Below are 16521 nucleotides of genomic sequence, written 5' to 3'. Positions count from 1 at the left end.
ATCTTTTCATGGAGACTTTCAGTCAGAGTAAGATATAGGAGAGAGGTCACAAAATGAAAAAATTATCTCAAACAAGGACGATATTGCTTTTGACTTTTCTCGTTATAGTATGGGGTGTCAACTGGCCGTTATCAAAAATGGCCCTTGAATACACACCACCACTGCTATTTGCCGGGATACGAACCGTCCTTGGAGGATTAATATTACTTGTGTTTGCATTGCCCCGTATCAAGCAACTAAGATTTAAGGAAACATGGCACTTATATGTTATTTCTGCTGTATTAAACATTATTATTTTTTACGGGTTGCAAACAGTCGGGTTAGGCTTTATGCCGGCAGGCTTATTTTCTGCAATTGTATTTATAGAGCCAGTTCTACTTGGTATATTTTCATGGCTTTGGCTTGGGGAATTAATGTATGGATTGAAAATTGTTGGATTGATATTAGGGTTTGTTGGCGTTGCTGTTATAAGTATGGGCGGACTAACTGGCGATATCTCTGTCATTGGAATATTCCTTGCCCTTGGTTCAGCGGTTGGCTGGGGCTTAGGTACAGTTTTTGTGAAAAAAACAGGCAATCGAGTTGACTCGATATGGATGGTTACCATGCAGCTTCTGATAGGCGGAATCGTCTTATTAACGATTGGATCAGGAACAGAAAGCTGGTCCAGTATTGATTGGCAGCTTCCTTTCATTGCTAACCTGTTGTTCATTTCCATATTTGTGATTGCATTTGGCTGGCTCGTCTACTTTACACTTGTTGGCGCTGGTGAGGCAAGTAAAGTTGGTTCGTACACCTTTCTCATACCGCTAATTGCCATTTTCTGCAGCTCTATTGTTTTAAATGAATCGATAACCCTCAAGCTAGTATTAGGACTAATATGTATTGTTATCAGCATATGCTTTGTAAATATTAAGCTAAAACCTAGAAGTGTGAAAACACAAATAAATGAAAGATTATAGTAATTTGTAGAAAAAAGTCTTTTGCTTACAAAAGGCTCTTTTCTTTTGGAGATTTGTCAATAAAATGAAGTTTACTGAGGCGGAAATGTTGGAATTTATATAAATTAACAAATTGTGGAGTATTATAGGAAAAATTCTTAATAAATTCAATGAAGATGCTTGCATCCTACTGGAGAAAATAATAAGGTGTATGTAGCAATTTTATAAGTATTATTTCGGGGGTACTAAATGTCACATGTAAAACAACATGAAGTGAGCATACTAGATTATGAAAAAACAGGGCATCAAACCATTTTTGTGCAGTTTTCAGGAATGGATGCCATTACAGGCAAAAACTTTGCAGGAGAGGTCAAGTTTGTCGGCTCTATGCCATATGGTGATTTAATTCATCCAAAAAGAACCTTTTTATCAACAGAATGCAGGGAACATGTACAAGCATGGCTAATAGATAAGTATTGTTCAGGTGCATTTAACTAAATCATTTAAGGGAGTGGGAAGTATCGACAGTATAAAAGTGAAAAGTCCAAAAGACTGCGGTAACTCACCTAAAAAAAGATTTATTAACGAACATATTATTGCTTTAGCAAGGAACGACATCGGTATGCTAGAGACTACTTTTACTAATAATAGTAATTGGATTTTAGTCGGACAAGAATCAGCTACTGGGAAAAAAGAGGTGCTTGAGGCGATACTAGACCGCTTCAATGGAGAAATAGCGGAAATAGAGGTTCAGCAAATCATTACACACGGCAGTACCGCTGCTGCTCATGGCAGCTTTAAAACAGCAGAGGGCAGTGAGTTCTCCTTCTGTCATTTATACCAATTCGTTAGTGCAGGAAAGAATGTAATTAAGGAAATGACTACATATTTGATAATGACAAATCGATTGGGGGCATATAATGAAGGAGTCTGAATGGCTGAAATGGGCGAAGGAGCTGCAAGCAATAGCCCAAACAGGATTGACTTATTCAAAGGATGTATATGATAAGGAAAGATTTGAATCAATTCGCAGAATAAGTGTGGAGATATTGGCTAAGTATACTAATATGGATGCCTCCATCATCAAGGACTTGTTTGCAAATGAAACAGGCTACGCAACTCCAAAGGTTGATATAAGAGCAGCTGTGTTTTTAGATAAGAAGATTTTGTTAGTAAAGGAAAAAACAGATGGCAAATGGGCATTGCCTGGCGGTTGGGGAGACATCGGCTTATCTCCAAGTGAAGTTGCTGTTAAAGAAGTGAAGGAGGAATCTGGTTTTGACGTAAAAGCATTGAAATTGATTGCAGTATTTGATAAGAAATTTCATGACCATCCTCCATCTCCAATACATGTGTATAAGCTGTTGATCCAGTGTGAAATTATTGGTGGTCTTGCAGCAGAAGGGATAGAAACAAGCGCTGTTCAGTTTTTTGCAGAAAGCAATCTCCCGCCGCTGTCATTGCCAAGAAATACAGAGGCACAGATTCAACTTGCTTTTAAGCATTTATATAATCAAAATGAGCCAGTATATTTTGATTAATATTTTTTTAAAAAAGCTGTTGACATCTAACGATAAATATTTTATGATTATCTCATATTCAAGATATATTAATTCGAGATATTGTTAATCAACTTCATTTTATTTTTTTAAATAAATATCTCGAATTCAAAATAAATTAATTAGAAGAGTGGAGGAAAAATGAAATGAGCAAAAAAACAATGGGAATTCATCATATTACAGCAATTGTCGGGCATCCACAGGAGAACGTTGATTTTTATGCAGGTGTATTAGGATTAAGATTAGTGAAACAAACGGTTAACTTTGATGATCCTGGAACATATCATCTCTATTTCGGTAATGAAGGCGGCAAGCCTGGTACAATTATTACGTTTTTCCCTTGGGCTGGAGCAAGGCAAGGGAAGATTGGAGATGGTCAAGTAGGTGCCACTTCTTATGCTGTACCAGTCGGAGCATTAAGTTTCTGGGAAAAAAGACTAGAAAAATTCAATATTCCTTTTGAAAAAGCGGAGCGCTTTGGAGAAATATATCTTGAATTTAATGATCCACATGGCCTTCAGCTTCATTTAGTTGAAAGAGCAGAAGGAGAAGAAAATACTTGGACATTCGGCAATGTGACTCCAGATGTGGCCATTAAAGGTTTTGGCGGTGCAACATTATTGTCTGCACAACCAGAAAAAACGGCTGAATTGTTGGAGCAAGTAATGGGACTTGAAGTCGTCGGAAAAGAAAACGAAATTATCCGATTCCGCTCAACAGCTGATATCGGTAATATTATTGATCTAAAAACAACGACTATTGGCAGAGGTGAAATGGGAGTCGGCACTGTTCATCATATTGCTTGGCGTGCTACTGATGATGAAGACCAACTAGATTGGCAGGAATATATCGCAGATAAAGGATATGGTGTAACAGCTGTTCGTGACAGAAACTATTTTAATGCTATCTACTTTAGAGAGCATGGAGAGATTTTATTTGAAATTGCTACAGATCCTCCAGGGTTTGCTCATGATGAAACGCTTGAAACAATGGGAACAAACTTGAAGCTGCCAGCGCAGTATGAGCAGCATCGTGCACAGCTTGAGAAAGTCCTTATCCCGATTGAAGTAAAACAGCTAGATTAACCGTGTGAAGCCATAGGTAATATGGCTTCACCGGAAGGTTATTTAAGTCACATAAAAAAATAAAGAAATAGTAGAGGAGAAGATAAAAATGGAAGATTTAGGTTTGTTATTAATTCGAGTGATGGTTGGGATTGTATTTATGTTTTATGGATCACAGAAGCTGTTCGGATTATTTGGTGGACACGGAATAAAAGGAACAGGCGGCTGGTTTGAGTCTATTGGTGTAAAACCAGGGGTACCTGCAGCAGTATTGAGCGGCCTTGGTGAGTTCATAAGTGGAATTTTGTTTATTATAGGATTATTTTTACCATTGGCAGCGGCTATCATTACAATCATTATGGCAGGAGCAATTGTAAAAGTTCATGGTTCGAAAGGATTTGCCAATGGCGCAGGCGGTTATGAATATAATTTAATGCTTATTGTTGTGGCAATTGGAATGGCTTTAGTTGGACCAGGAGCATTTGCATTAGGTTTATAAGATAATAAGTGGGCATACTGTTATTGACCTTTATCTATGTTAATGATATAATTATCACGAATTAAAGATATCTTAATTAAAAATAAAAATATTTTTTTCGCTCATATCTCGATATCGAGATAAAAATAGGAGGACTATTCCATGAATGAATTAAAAGGACTTCATCACATTACAGCAATCACAAGCAGCGCTGAAAAAATTTATGAGTTTTTTACTAATGTTCTAGGATTAAGACTTGTGAAAAAAACAGTTAATCAGGATGACATCCAAACATATCATTTATACTTCACAGATGATGTTGGCAGTCCTGGTACAGACATGACATTTTTCGATTTTCCTGGTATCCCAAAAGGAGTGCACGGCACGAATGAAATCTCGAAAACCTCCTTCCGTGTGCCGACAGATGCGGCTCTTGCATATTGGGTGAAACGCTTTGACAAATACGATGTAAAACATAAAGGCATTCAAGAGCAATTTGGTAAAAAGACGTTAGCATTTGTCGATTTTGACGACCAGCAGTACCAGTTAATTTCAGATGAACTAAATGAAGGAGTTTCAGCAGGTACACCGTGGCAAAATGGTCCAGTGCCTTTAGAATTTGCGATAACTGGTTTAGGACCAATTTTCGTTCGAACATCTTATTTTGATTACTTCAAAGAAGTATTGGAGAAAGTGTTCCTTATGAAGGAGGTAGGCCAGGAAGATTCGTTCCATCTATTTGAAATGGGCGCAGGCGGGAATGGGGCACAAGTAATCGTCGAATTCAATAACATTCTCCCTCAAGCTCGACAAGGATTCGGGACAATCCACCATGCTGCATTCCGTGTGGCAGATCGCGCGGAACTGGATGAGTGGACAAATCGGTTATCAAGCTTCCAATTACCAAATTCAGGTTTTGTGGAGCGCTACTATTTCGGCTCTTTATACTCTAATGTGGCACCACAAGTATTATTTGAATTGGCAACAGATGGACCAGGATTCATGGGTGATGAGCCGTATGAAACGCTTGGAGAAAAATTATCACTACCGCCATTCTTTGAATCAAAACGGGATGAAATTGAGCAGCTTGTCCGCCCAATCAACACTGTTCGCAGCAATCTAAAAATAGACAAAGAATATTTGTAATAAAAGGGGATTATGTTAATGGGTTTTTTTAGTAAACTATTTGGAACAAAACAAGAGGAGGAACAAACAATGGAAAAATTAAATATCGGTATTATACTTGGATCTACTAGAGAAGGACGTGTAAGTCCACAGGTTGGCGCATGGGTGAAGGAATTAGCAGATAAACGCGGTGATGCAAATTATACAGTTATTGATATTGCTGATTATAAATTGCCATTCTTAGGTGAGCCAGGAGCGGATGCTTCAGGAGCTGCTGCTTGGTCTGAAATTATCGCGAAACAAGACGGCTTCGTATTTATCGTGCAAGAATACAACCATTCTATTACAGCAGCATTAAAAAATGCTTTAGACTTCCTTCGTGATGAATGGAATAACAAAGCTGCAGGTATTGTTTCTTACGGTTCAGTTGGAGGAGCTCGTGCAGCAGAGCATCTGCGTGGAATACTAGGAGAATTGCTGGTGGCAGATGTTCGTGTACACCCTGCATTGTCTTTATTCACTGATTTTGAAAATGGTACAGAATTTAAACCGAAAGAAGTTCAAGCAGAGTCAGTTAACCAAATGCTGGACCAAGTAATACCATGGTCAACTGCATTGAAAACTATCCGTAAATAATAGTAAGAAGATAAGCCTGTGCATGCTGCACAGGCTTGTTTGTTAATATAAGGAAGTTTTTTATGTTTACAGCGAATCAATCCAAGTTTAAACGTACCCTGCTATGCAATGTTCGTGTTTTGCTGTATTTTTTTATTACACTCGAGAATGAACTCTTTCCCCTTGAACCCAAACCTCTTTAATGTTTTCTGGGCGGACAAGGTAAATGATCTTTTGGAAAATGTCATCTAAAGCTTCATGAGCATCAAAAATAGGAAGCTTTGCTGAGGCAATCTTTGTATCAATAATTTGGACGTCCCACGTATAGTTTTCTTCTAATTTTCCAATAGGCAGGCTTAAGCTTTCACCACCGCCAGCAGTAGCTAAATAAAAGGCTTCATGAATGGAAATACGAGAATCTGCCACGCCACGTTCTGCTGCACAAAGAGCGGTACTGACACCATCCTCTAGCATTCTAGACGAGACGACTGCTTGTTTTGCATTGTCATAAATACTCGGTGTAGCACCTGCTGAAATGTCTGTTCCAAGCCCTATATCGATTCCCATCGCTTGAAACCTTTTCAACGGCAAGACACTGTTGGCAAAGTACGCGTTTGATAGAGGACAGTGGCTAATGGCCGTACCAGTGCTAGCGAACAATTCAGCATCCCTGTCATCAAGGAAATTACTATGAGCCATGACAGATTTATCGCCTAACAATCCGAAGTCATGGAGTGCGAATGCATCATTTTTCTGGAATCTATCCTTCACATATTGATGAGCCCAATCACTTTCACTGCAATGTGACTGGATATGAGTGTCGTATTTAGCTGCAAGCTCACCGAGTCCTTTCAATGCTTCATCGGAACAGCTAGGGATAAAACGCGGCGTTACAACAGGGTAGACACCCTGCTTTACTTCCTTGGCTAGTTCCTTCATTGCAAGGATAAACTCCTCCGTATCTTTTATAGCTGTTTTTGAATCTGCATCTCGGTAGTAATCTGGATTTTGATCTGGATCATCCATGACTACCTTTCCAACAAGGCCGCGTTGACCCTTTCTTGCACAAATTTCTGCTAATAACAAGCTTGCTTCCTTGTGGACTGTCGCAAAATACAGGACAGTAGTTGTTCCATTAGCGAGTAATGTACTAACTAAATCCTCATACACAGTTTTGGCAAATGCCAAATCTGCATATTTTGCTTCAAGTGGAAAGGTATACGTATGCAGCCAATCATACAACGGAAGATCAAGGGCAGTACCTGACTGTGCCCATTGCGGAGCGTGAACATGTAAGTCAACAAAACCAGGTAAGAAATATTGGCCATCTTCTAACTGATGAAAGTTAGCATCATCTTGATGTTTAGATAAAAGGGAAGTGTAATCCTCTTGTTCAGGACCAACAATCTTTTCAATTATCCCATTGTCATTTATAAAAAAGAGATGATTCTCCAAAATATTTACTTTTTCAGGGGAATAACTGCTAAATGCTGTTCCATGAAAAATATACGTATAATTAATAATAAACACCTTCCTATCGTTCGTGTTTTATGGTAATATAAATATTGTAATAGATGATTAATAGCTAGTCTACAGGAAATCAGATAGTTTTACTAGATTTTAAATATTAAGAAAAAACTATTTTTGAAAAATATCTTGCACTAAGAAAAAATCGTGGTATTGTAGTAAAAAACAAAACTAAATAGTGTTTTTCATATAATCGTGGGGATATGGCCTACAAGTTTCTACCTGTTTACCGTAAATAAACTGACTATGAAAAGCAAAAAGAATGGTCAATGGGTTTAGTCTATTCTTTTGATACTTTGAATCTATAAAGCTCGAAGTACATGCTTTTCTGTCGTCTGGAAAATTATGTATTTCGAGCTTTTTGCGTTGGTAGAAACTTATGATTATATGAATGTCTAGTAACCTACAGGGGGAATGGGAGAATGGCAAAAGGTATGAAGGAGAATATGACGGGACAAAAAGAAAATATTTCCGTTGGTAAGTCGATATTTTTAGGGTTACAGCAAGTATTAGCAATGGATTTATTTATTCCGCCAATCATCTTGGCAGGTTTACTTTCATTTTCTGTATCAGATAGTGCTTTGTTGATTCAAATGACATTTATTGCTTGTGGTATTGCCACAATTATTCAAGCAGGATTTGCCATGAGGCTTCCTGTTATGCAAGGGCCATCATTTGTGCCATTAAGTGCACTGGCAGCAATTGGCACAACATCAGGTATTGGGGCGATGATTGGCAGTTTAATACCAGGTGCGTTAATCGTTGCTTTATTAGGTTACCCGCTTAAGGTATATAGTAAGGTCGTTAGAAAAATCATTCCACCAATCGTTGCAGGTACGGTGATTGTGGTTGTTGGACTTTCATTAATGCCAAGTGCCATTAATTCTATTTATTCAGCAGAAGGCAGCTTTGGAGAGAACATCCTTATTGCTACAATTACAGCTGCTATTCTCATATTTTGTATGTATGTTGGCGAAAAAGCAAAATCCAAATGGAAATATATTAAAGTTGTATCCGTTTTATTAGCACTTATTATAGGTTCAATCATTGCTTCCTTCTTTGGTTTAGTTCATTTTGACACGTTAAAGCAAGCGGCATGGTTCCAAATGCCAGGTCTATTTTCATTCGGTATGCCAGAGTTTAATCTCCATGCCATTATCGTTATGATCGTTGTTTACCTCATTGTCACTATAGAAACCACTGGAACTTGGTTTACTGTAAGTAAAGTAACTGGCGAAGAGCTAGATGACAAGCGTTTAAATGGTGGAGCACTTGGTGAAGGGTTAGGCTGTTTTGTCGGTTCCTTCTTTGGAGGAACACCAGTAACAGGTTATTCTTCTAATGCTGGTATTATTGCGATTACTGGAGTGAAGAGCCGTAAACCAATTATTGTAGGTGGAGTTATTTTAGTGTTACTTGGCATGATGCCAAAGCTTACAAGCCTAATCGCTTGTATTCCTAGTGTCGTTATTAATAGTGTGTTTGCGATTTTATGTGTAGTTATTATGATGAATGGTTTTAAAGTTATTAAAGATGAAGCATTCACTGAAAGAAATATGCTTGTGATTGGTGTGCCGATCATGCTTGCATTATTCGCTGTATTGATGCCTGCTGACGTGCTGGCAGGATTGCCGGAAATCGTTACTTATTTTGTATCATCTGGAACAGCGATTGGAGCAATTGCAGCATTGGTACTGAACTTAGTGTTACCACAGAAAAAAGACGATAAAGTTAAAGTTAATGATGTATCCATGAACGTAAACTAGGTAGAAAAAAGGGGAGTCAACACTATGATGCAACAGGATAGACTATGGAATGAATGGCATCCAGTATGTAAAGCAGAGGAGCTATTAGAAGATCCAAAGCAAGTATTTGTGCTTGGCGAAAGAGTCGCTATTTTCCGCAACGAAAAGGGAGTACATGCCTTTAAGGATTTATGTATCCACCGTGGTGCTGCCCTTTCGCTTGGGAAGGTAAAAAATGGGAATTTAGTATGTGCCTACCATGCATGGGAATATGATTGTGTAGGAGCATGTGTAAAGATTCCTGCCCTTCCAAATGGCAGAGCGATTCCAAAAAAGGCAAAAGCAACTGTTTATCATTGTGAAGAATATCTTGGGCTGATTTGGGTGAACTTAGGCGACAATCCGTCTCCGCTTATTTCTTATCCAGAATATAATATGGAGAATCACCGTACTGTCATTTGTGGTCCATATGATGTAAATGCAAATGCACCAAGAATTATTGAGAACTTTCTTGATGTTTCACATCTTATGTTCGTACATGAAGGCTTATTAGGAGACGAGGAACATGCGGAAGTAGTAGATTATAAAGTAGATTTTATCGATAATCGCTATATTACAAGCAAAATTCCTGTTTACCAGCCAAATCCAGATGGACGTTCAAAAGGCGGGTATGCAGACTATGTATACGAAATCTTAAATCCAACAACAGCTCGATTTACGAAAACATCTGAAGGCTCTGATGATGCGTTAACGATTCTGTTAATTGTTAATCAAGCTGGTAATGAACAATCACAGGCTTATATGCTGTTAACAAGAAACTATGATTTGGATATGCCTGACGAACCATTTGTTGAGTTCCAAGACACGATTTTTTATCAGGACCTTGATATTGTACAAAGTCAAAAACCAGAATTGCTTCCGTTAGATTTACAAGCGGAATTACATCTTAAATCAGATGCGTTAACAATTGCTTATCGCAGATGGTTAAATCAATTGGGTGTTGAGAATGGGACTACACCAGTTTTAGAGAGAGTGTGAGCACGGGGATACCCGTGCTTTTTTTATTGTGTAGTAAGAGGTTGATACGTTATAGCTGTTTCGTCTCGACCTCTTACTACACAATAAAACAGATAAAAAGGTACAAGCACTTAATCACTTACTGAATATCATATAGGAAGTTAATGAAAAAGAGTGTGATGAAAATGAATAAACAAAGAAGGGATAATTCTGGCTTTAACCGTATTCCGTTAACCCAATCTAGTTTACAGGCAACGTCAAGCTATACTGTCAATATAGCAGTTATTGGGGATAGTCATGTAGGTTATTTGAACAGCCAAAGTATCTTTAATAATTTTCTCCCAAGGGCGATAAATAGCGGGACGAAAAGATATGTTATTTTTGGCGGAGACAATGCCCATGCATTAGGAGCTTTTACAACAGCAGAGGCGCGAAGCTATTATCAGCAGTTCAAAAACATTGTGGATCATAATTTAGGACCGAAAAATATCTACTATCGAACATCAATAGGAAACTGGGAGGATACGAGCAGAAATGATAGTAGGAATTTATTTCTGCAATATTTTAACCCGTTAACAGGCAGGGTGAGTATTCCGAGAACTCGAGGGTTAGTGCAGCATGTATGGCTTGATAATGGAACGGGAACATTCAGCCAAGACAGTATTAATCTATTAAATAATTTAGATCCTAACCATTACTATATTATTGATACACATTGGCCCCTTTATGTACCAGGAATCTATAATACGGTTAGTTCTGATCATGTCGTGAGCAGACAAGAAACAGACCGGTTTTTTAATGCAATTCCAGCTAATGTAAGAAGCAGAATACTTGGTATCTTCACACATCATGCCCATGTTTTTTATTCAAAGCTAACAAATATTCATGCTAACTTTCCAAATACGCCATTTTTTGTGACTGGTTGTTCTGGTGATTATAAATGCTCTTCCTTTGAAAGTGGCTACTATGATGTAGACATAACTATCCAAAGTAATAACCAAGCATCATTACAGGTAAGAAAAGTGACTCTTTAATTTTGTAAAATAATGGGCTGAAGTACCCTTGATAAAAATACTCTTGCTATTTTTAAATTTATTTGATAAGATATAGGAAGCGTATACAGAACGGATTGTAACTGTTAAATCAGGCAAAACCGATTACCTTATTTTTAAAGGGTGGGTTTTGCCTTTTTCTCTATATATCGGAGGGTAATAAAGTGAAAATCGAGAAAATATTAAACAACAATGCGGTTATCTCAATAAAAGATAATCAAGAAATTATTATCATTGGTCGCGGGATAGCTTTTCAAAAGCGAGCTGGTGATCAGATTGCTGAAGAGCAAATTGATAAAATTTTCACTTTAGAAAACGAAGATATGATGACAAATTTCAAAACCTTGATAGCTGATATGCCGATTGAATATATGCAATTATCAGAGAAGATTATTGCTTATGCAAAGATGAAGCTTGGTAAGAAATTAAACGAAAGCATTTATATTCATTTAACAGACCATATTTATTATGCGGTGGATCGCTTTAAGAACCACCTTCCAATAAAAAATGGATTACTTTGGGAAATTAGACAACTGTATAGAGATGAGTATGAGGTAGGACTAGAAGCATTGAATATGATTTGTGATCAATTTGGTGTAATCTTGCCAGAGGATGAAGCAGGATTTTTGGCACTTCACTTCATCAACGCTGAATTGAATGAGGAGATGCCAGTTGTGCATGATATGACAAAAATCATGCAGGAAATCTTAACACTTGTAAGGTATCACTTTAAAATTGATTTTAATGAAAATTCGCTGCATTTCTACCGCTTTATTACCCATCTTAAGTTTTTTGCGCAACGTTTAGTGAAAGGTAATCACTATAACAGCTCAACAAATGACGATTTATATCAAGTAATTCAAATGAAATACCCTGATGCACATACATGTGCGCTGAAAATAAAGAAATTTATTGAGAGCATGTATACGTATGTGTTAACAGACGAAGAAATGATTTATTTAACCATCCATATAGAACGAGTTGTCAAAAGTAATAATGACAAATAGGGTTGTAACCTAGCGGGCAAAACCTAAATCAAACAGAGATGTTTTGATTTAGGTTTTTTTGTTGGAAATTTTTATGTCAATAGGGAATGAATATAAGTGTTAGAAAGAAAAGGAGAAAAGAAAATGAGTAATACTAAACTTGCTAATGACATTGTCGATTTAGTCGGCAAAGAAGAAAATATCTCAAGCCTTGTTCACTGTGCAACACGCTTGCGTTTCAAATTAAACGATAGCAGCAAAGCGAACAAAGATGCTTTGCAAAACTTAGATGGGGTGCTTAGTGTTGTAGAAAGTGGCGGCCAGTTCCAAGTAGTAATTGGCAGCCATGTTCCAGAAGTTTATAAAGAAATAAACAAGATTGCCAATATTGGCAGCTCAGAGCAAGCTCCAGCAAATGCACCGAAACAAGGAATTGGTGCACAGATTTTTGAAGTTATCTCTCGCAGCTTCTCTCCATTAATCGGAGCACTAGCTGGTGCAGGTATGTTAAAAGCAATCTTAACAGTCTTAACAATGTCAGGACTGTTATCAACAACAAGTGGTACGTACTCGATTCTGTCTGCGGCTGGGAATGCAGTATTCTATTTCCTTCCGATTCTTTTAGGGATTACCATTTCTACTAAACTTGGCGCAAATCCATATGTTGGTGGAACAATTGGAGCAGCGTTACTTGAGCCTAATTTCACTGGGTTAATGACAGATACAAGCAATGTGTCTAGCTTTATTGGAATTCCAGTTGTACTAATGGATTATTCCTCTACTGTATTCCCTGTGTTTATTGCGATTTGTATTTATGCACTTTTAGATAAGTTCTTAAAGAAAATTATTCATAAAGACCTGCAGTTATTCTTAGTACCAATGCTTTCGTTAATGATTATTGTCCCATTAACTGTGCTGGCATTCGGTCCATTTGGAGTGTATGTAGGAAACTGGATTGGTGATGGAATTAGCTTCTTAAGTTCTAAGAGTGGTTGGTTAGCAGGTGCTGTTATGGGTGCAGGCTGGACATTCTTAACAATACTTGGACTTCACTGGGGTCTTGTGCCGCTTATCCTTCAGAATTTGGCAGAAGGTTATGATCCATTAATGGCGATGCTTTCCGCAGCTGTATTTGCCCAAATGGGATTAGCAGTTGGTATTTTCTTAAAAGCAAAAGACAAAAAGGTCAAAACAGTTGCTGGTTCAACATTCTTACCAGCAGCATTAGCAGGTGTAACAGAACCAATTATTTATGGTCTATTGCTTCGTAATAAAAGAACCATTCCGTTTGTGGCGATTGCTGGAGCAATCGGAGGGGGAATTAGTGGTGCGCTTGGAAATAAAGCAATGTCATTTGCTTTCCCAGCCTTCTTAACAATTCCAGCTTACACACCAATTGTTTCCTTTATCATTCCAATGCTAATTGCTTTTGTCATTGCTTTAGTACTAGTATTAGTACTTGGTTTTGAAGATAAAAAGAATACAGAAGAAGTTCAAGATGAAGTAGTTGTAAAAGAAGTAGAGAAGGTAGAAGTACCAGCACAGCCACTTCTAAAACAAGAAGTAATTCTTAGTCCATTAACAGGATCTGTTCTTCCATTATCAGAAGTAGATGATGTTGTATTTGCTTCTGAAGCAATGGGAAAAGGGATAGCGATTGAACCAACAGTTGGGAAAGCTGTTTCTCCAGTGAACGGGACTATTACAACTATTTTCCCAACAGGTCATGCGATTGGTATTACGTCAACAGATGGAGTAGAAATATTAATTCATATTGGTATTAATACTGTTCAATTGAATGGGCAGCACTATACACCGCATGTTAAACAAGATGATGTAGTGAAACAAGGCGATGTGTTAGTAGAGTTTGATATTGAAAAAATTAAAGAAGCTGGTTACCCGGTAACAACGCCTGTGATTATTACAAACACAGGTCAGTATGCAGAAATCGTTGGAACAATGGAAGAAAATATTGTCCAATCTGAAAAATTATTAACTGTTATTGTATAAACCAATGTGAATAAGGAGAGAGTGTTACACTATTCTCTCCTTTATTATAAAGGAGGAAACAATTATGACATCAACATTTAAGTTCCCAGAAGGCTTTCTTTGGGGCGGAGCTACAGCAGCAAACCAATTAGAAGGTGCATCTAATGAAGGCGGAAAAGGACTAAATACACCAGACGTGTTGCCAGGTGGAAAGGTTCGCTTAAAAGTACTTTCAGATCCAGGCTTTGACTTTGAGCTGGACACAGAGAAGTATACATACCCAAACCATGAGGCAATCGACTTCTATCACCGTTATAAAGAAGATATTGCACTTTTCGCGGAAATGGGATTCAAGACATTCCGTATGTCTATTGCTTGGTCCAGAATTTTCCCAAATGGTAATGAGCTTACTCCAAATGAGGAAGGCTTAGCATTCTATGATCGTGTATTTGATGAGCTACTAAAATACAATATCGAACCAGTTGTGACTATTTCTCACTATGAATTGCCGATTCATTTAGTAAAAGAATATGGTGGCTGGAGAAGCCGTGAATTAGTAACATTCTTCGAGCGTTATGTAACTGTTTTATTCAACAGATACAAAGACAAAGTAAAATACTGGATGACATTTAATGAAATCAACAGCAGCCTTCATATGCCAATCCTTGGCTTAGGGTTTGCAATCCAAAACGAAGAAGACCGTTACCAGCCAACATTCCAAGCATATCATCATCAGTTTGTAGCAAGTGCAAGAGCAGTTCAGCTTTGCCATGAAATCATTCCTGGTGCACAAATTGGCTGTATGCTTGTTTATTTGCCAACATATTCAGTAGATTCCAATCCAGAAAACGTTCTTTTCGCATTGCAAGAAGAACAAATCTTTAATTATTTCTGTGGAGATGTGCAAGTGCGTGGTCATTATCCAGCATTCATTAAGCGCTACTTCAAAGAACATAATATTGAGCTAGATATTCAAGACGGCGATTTAGAGCTGATTAAAGAAAATACAGTTGATTATGTAGCACTGAGCTACTATATGTCACGTACAGAAAAGAAAGACAAAAAACCAGAAGAAGTCGGCAAAGGAAATATCTTGGGCGGAATCAAAAATTCCTTCTTGAAAGCAAGTGATTGGGGCTGGGAAATTGATCCTACTGGATTAAGAATCTCACTAAATCAATTATATGATCGCTACGAAAAACCTCTATTCGTTGTCGAAAACGGATTAGGTGCTTATGATAAAGTAGAAGAAGACGGAGCTATTAACGATGATTACCGTATTGATTACTTACGTGAGCATATTAAAGCAATGGGAGAAGCAGTACAAGATGGTGTTGAGCTTATGGGCTATACACCGTGGGGCTGTATCGACCTAGTAAGTGCTTCAACAGGTGAAATGTCAAAACGCTACGGTTTCATCTATGTAGATAAACATGATGATGGAAGCGGAACATTAGAGCGCAGCAAGAAAAAATCATTTGACTGGTTCAAAAATGTGATTGCCACAAATGGTGAAGAGCTATAATAGTAAAGAAGCATGGGACTTAGTCTCATGCTTTTTTTGTGTATTCAATAAGTTAACATAAGAAACCATAATTGGAGGGAAAATACACAAAAAGGAGGGTTTTTTATGGCGAAATATTCGGCAATTATTTGGATGCTTGTGTTACTTTTACTTCCTTCTCAAGCTGGGGCGCAGCAAAGGGTGCCAATCCTTATATATCACTCTATTGATGAATTTATAGGCCAAGGCTCTAAGGAGCTATACGTTACACCTGAAAACTTTGAAAAACAAATGATATATTTACGAGACCATGGTTTTACGTTATTAACATTCGAACATTGGCAGGACATTTCAAAGGTTAAAAAGCCAATTTTTCTTACGTTTGATGATGGATACAAAAACAATATGAACGTTTATTCTATCTTTGAAAAGTTGAAAACAGACCAGTTTCGTCCAACTGCTACATTTTTTGTTATCTCAGACTTTATCGGCCGTTCCAACCGCCTATCAAAGCCTGAATTGAAAAAGCTTGCTGATAGTGGAATGGTCTCTGTCCAATCACATACGGCGACACATCCTGACTTGACGAAGATAACAAATTATAAGGAAGAGCTGGAGGGGGCAAGAGATGCTATTAAGAGTATTACAGGCAAACCAGTTATAGCCGTAGCTTATCCATACGGCAGCTTTAACAGCAAAGTTATCGAGGAAACGAAAAAATATTATTCATTCGGATTAAGTACAACACCACAATATTATTCCGAGAATGGTCTTAAAAACGAGTTGTTTCTGCTGCCGCGTATATATATTAAGTACTCCACTTCAATAAGTGATTTTGAAAAAATAGTAAATGGTCGATAGCCATTATTAAAAAAGGCAGATGACGAAAAAAATACTAAAGAATATTGGAAAATAATGA

16 protein-coding genes and 1 riboswitch are annotated in these 16521 nt (G+C 37.6%); of the genes, 15 read left to right on the top strand and 1 reads right to left on the bottom strand.

Features of this window, described 5'->3' with window-relative positions:
- The first annotated feature begins 53 nt into the window (after window positions 1–53).
- The 8 genes from EM808_RS17570 to EM808_RS17535 all read left to right on the top strand — a co-directional run bounded on the left by EM808_RS17570 (window position 54) and on the right by EM808_RS17535 (window position 5803).
- On the top strand, window positions 54–962 hold the full coding sequence (locus EM808_RS17570) for a DMT family transporter (RefSeq protein WP_127739503.1): 909 nt from the start codon (window positions 54–56) through the stop codon (window positions 960–962).
- Between the two features lie 228 nt (window positions 963–1190).
- Complete coding sequence (locus EM808_RS17565; protein WP_127739502.1) at window positions 1191–1439, top strand: hypothetical protein; 249 nt, start codon at window positions 1191–1193, stop codon at window positions 1437–1439.
- 37 nt (window positions 1440–1476) lie between these two features.
- Entirely contained in the window at window positions 1477–1875 is a 399-nt protein-coding gene (locus EM808_RS17560; RefSeq protein ID WP_127739501.1) for a nuclear transport factor 2 family protein, read from the top strand.
- Window positions 1862–2482, top strand: coding sequence for an NUDIX hydrolase (locus EM808_RS17555; protein WP_127739500.1), 621 nt, complete (start codon window positions 1862–1864; stop codon window positions 2480–2482). The genes EM808_RS17560 and EM808_RS17555 overlap by 14 nt, the downstream gene beginning before the upstream one ends.
- A gap of 164 nt (window positions 2483–2646) precedes the next feature.
- Complete coding sequence (locus EM808_RS17550; protein WP_127739499.1) at window positions 2647–3585, top strand: ring-cleaving dioxygenase; 939 nt, start codon at window positions 2647–2649, stop codon at window positions 3583–3585.
- A gap of 88 nt (window positions 3586–3673) precedes the next feature.
- The gene (locus EM808_RS17545) at window positions 3674–4063 is read left to right on the top strand and encodes a DoxX family protein (RefSeq protein WP_127739498.1); all 390 of its coding nucleotides are present in this window, start codon (window positions 3674–3676) and stop codon (window positions 4061–4063) included.
- Window positions 4064–4204: 141 nt separating this feature from the next.
- A complete protein-coding gene (locus EM808_RS17540; protein ID WP_127739497.1) occupies window positions 4205–5188 on the top strand; it encodes a ring-cleaving dioxygenase in 984 nt (327 codons plus the stop codon).
- 18 nt (window positions 5189–5206) lie between these two features.
- Window positions 5207–5803 (top strand): NADPH-dependent FMN reductase, encoded by a 597-nt coding sequence (locus tag EM808_RS17535; RefSeq protein ID WP_127739496.1) that lies wholly within the window; start codon window positions 5207–5209, stop codon window positions 5801–5803.
- Window positions 5804–5938: 135 nt separating this feature from the next.
- Here the strand turns inward: EM808_RS17535 and guaD are convergent, their stop codons facing one another.
- Complete coding sequence (gene guaD, locus EM808_RS17530; protein ID WP_127739582.1) at window positions 5939–7306, bottom strand: guanine deaminase; 1368 nt, start codon at window positions 7304–7306, stop codon at window positions 5939–5941.
- A 168-nt stretch (window positions 7307–7474) separates the two neighbouring features.
- Window positions 7475–7576: riboswitch (purine riboswitch) on the top strand.
- 155 nt (window positions 7577–7731) lie between these two features.
- On the opposite strand from guaD, the gene EM808_RS17525 reads away from it, so the two are divergent.
- From EM808_RS17525 to EM808_RS17495, 7 genes are all read left to right on the top strand, one after another.
- Window positions 7732–9075, top strand: coding sequence for a nucleobase:cation symporter-2 family protein (locus tag EM808_RS17525; RefSeq protein WP_127739495.1), 1344 nt, complete (start codon window positions 7732–7734; stop codon window positions 9073–9075).
- A gap of 27 nt (window positions 9076–9102) precedes the next feature.
- A complete protein-coding gene (locus tag EM808_RS17520; protein ID WP_127739581.1) occupies window positions 9103–10092 on the top strand; it encodes an aromatic ring-hydroxylating dioxygenase subunit alpha in 990 nt (329 codons plus the stop codon).
- 164 nt (window positions 10093–10256) lie between these two features.
- Complete coding sequence (locus tag EM808_RS17515; RefSeq protein WP_235856641.1) at window positions 10257–11105, top strand: hypothetical protein; 849 nt, start codon at window positions 10257–10259, stop codon at window positions 11103–11105.
- Window positions 11106–11287: 182 nt separating this feature from the next.
- A complete protein-coding gene (gene licT, locus EM808_RS17510; RefSeq protein ID WP_127739493.1) occupies window positions 11288–12130 on the top strand; it encodes a BglG family transcription antiterminator LicT in 843 nt (280 codons plus the stop codon).
- A gap of 123 nt (window positions 12131–12253) precedes the next feature.
- The gene (locus EM808_RS17505; protein WP_127739492.1) at window positions 12254–14119 is read left to right on the top strand and encodes a beta-glucoside-specific PTS transporter subunit IIABC; all 1866 of its coding nucleotides are present in this window, start codon (window positions 12254–12256) and stop codon (window positions 14117–14119) included.
- A gap of 64 nt (window positions 14120–14183) precedes the next feature.
- A complete protein-coding gene (locus tag EM808_RS17500; protein WP_127739491.1) occupies window positions 14184–15623 on the top strand; it encodes a glycoside hydrolase family 1 protein in 1440 nt (479 codons plus the stop codon).
- A 105-nt stretch (window positions 15624–15728) separates the two neighbouring features.
- Window positions 15729–16463 (top strand): polysaccharide deacetylase family protein, encoded by a 735-nt coding sequence (locus tag EM808_RS17495; RefSeq protein WP_127739490.1) that lies wholly within the window; start codon window positions 15729–15731, stop codon window positions 16461–16463.
- Window positions 16464–16521: the final 58 nt, after the last annotated feature.

Source organism: Niallia taxi (genome assembly GCF_004005475.1).
Lineage (GTDB): Bacteria > Bacillota > Bacilli > Bacillales > Cytobacillaceae > Niallia > Niallia taxi.
The sequence above is the reverse complement of the archived record's forward strand: the minus strand, read 5'-3'. Positions and strand labels throughout refer to the sequence as shown.

What these genes read in the sequence shown, in the direction of transcription:
- EM808_RS17570 (WP_127739503.1), top strand. Translation starts at nt 54, where the DNA reads ATGAAAAAATTATCTCAAACAAGGACGATATTGCTTTTGACTTTTCTC.
- EM808_RS17565 (WP_127739502.1), top strand. Translation starts at nt 1,191, where the DNA reads ATGTCACATGTAAAACAACATGAAGTGAGCATACTAGATTATGAAAAA.
- EM808_RS17555 (WP_127739500.1), top strand. Translation starts at nt 1,862, where the DNA reads ATGAAGGAGTCTGAATGGCTGAAATGGGCGAAGGAGCTGCAAGCAATA.
- EM808_RS17550 (WP_127739499.1), top strand. Translation starts at nt 2,647, where the DNA reads ATGAGCAAAAAAACAATGGGAATTCATCATATTACAGCAATTGTCGGG.
- EM808_RS17545 (WP_127739498.1), top strand. Translation starts at nt 3,674, where the DNA reads ATGGAAGATTTAGGTTTGTTATTAATTCGAGTGATGGTTGGGATTGTA.
- EM808_RS17540 (WP_127739497.1), top strand. Translation starts at nt 4,205, where the DNA reads ATGAATGAATTAAAAGGACTTCATCACATTACAGCAATCACAAGCAGC.
- EM808_RS17535 (WP_127739496.1), top strand. Translation starts at nt 5,207, where the DNA reads ATGGGTTTTTTTAGTAAACTATTTGGAACAAAACAAGAGGAGGAACAA.
- EM808_RS17525 (WP_127739495.1), top strand. Translation starts at nt 7,732, where the DNA reads ATGGCAAAAGGTATGAAGGAGAATATGACGGGACAAAAAGAAAATATT.
- EM808_RS17520 (WP_127739581.1), top strand. Translation starts at nt 9,103, where the DNA reads ATGCAACAGGATAGACTATGGAATGAATGGCATCCAGTATGTAAAGCA.
- EM808_RS17515 (WP_235856641.1), top strand. Translation starts at nt 10,257, where the DNA reads ATGAATAAACAAAGAAGGGATAATTCTGGCTTTAACCGTATTCCGTTA.
- EM808_RS17505 (WP_127739492.1), top strand. Translation starts at nt 12,254, where the DNA reads ATGAGTAATACTAAACTTGCTAATGACATTGTCGATTTAGTCGGCAAA.
- EM808_RS17500 (WP_127739491.1), top strand. Translation starts at nt 14,184, where the DNA reads ATGACATCAACATTTAAGTTCCCAGAAGGCTTTCTTTGGGGCGGAGCT.
- EM808_RS17495 (WP_127739490.1), top strand. Translation starts at nt 15,729, where the DNA reads ATGGCGAAATATTCGGCAATTATTTGGATGCTTGTGTTACTTTTACTT.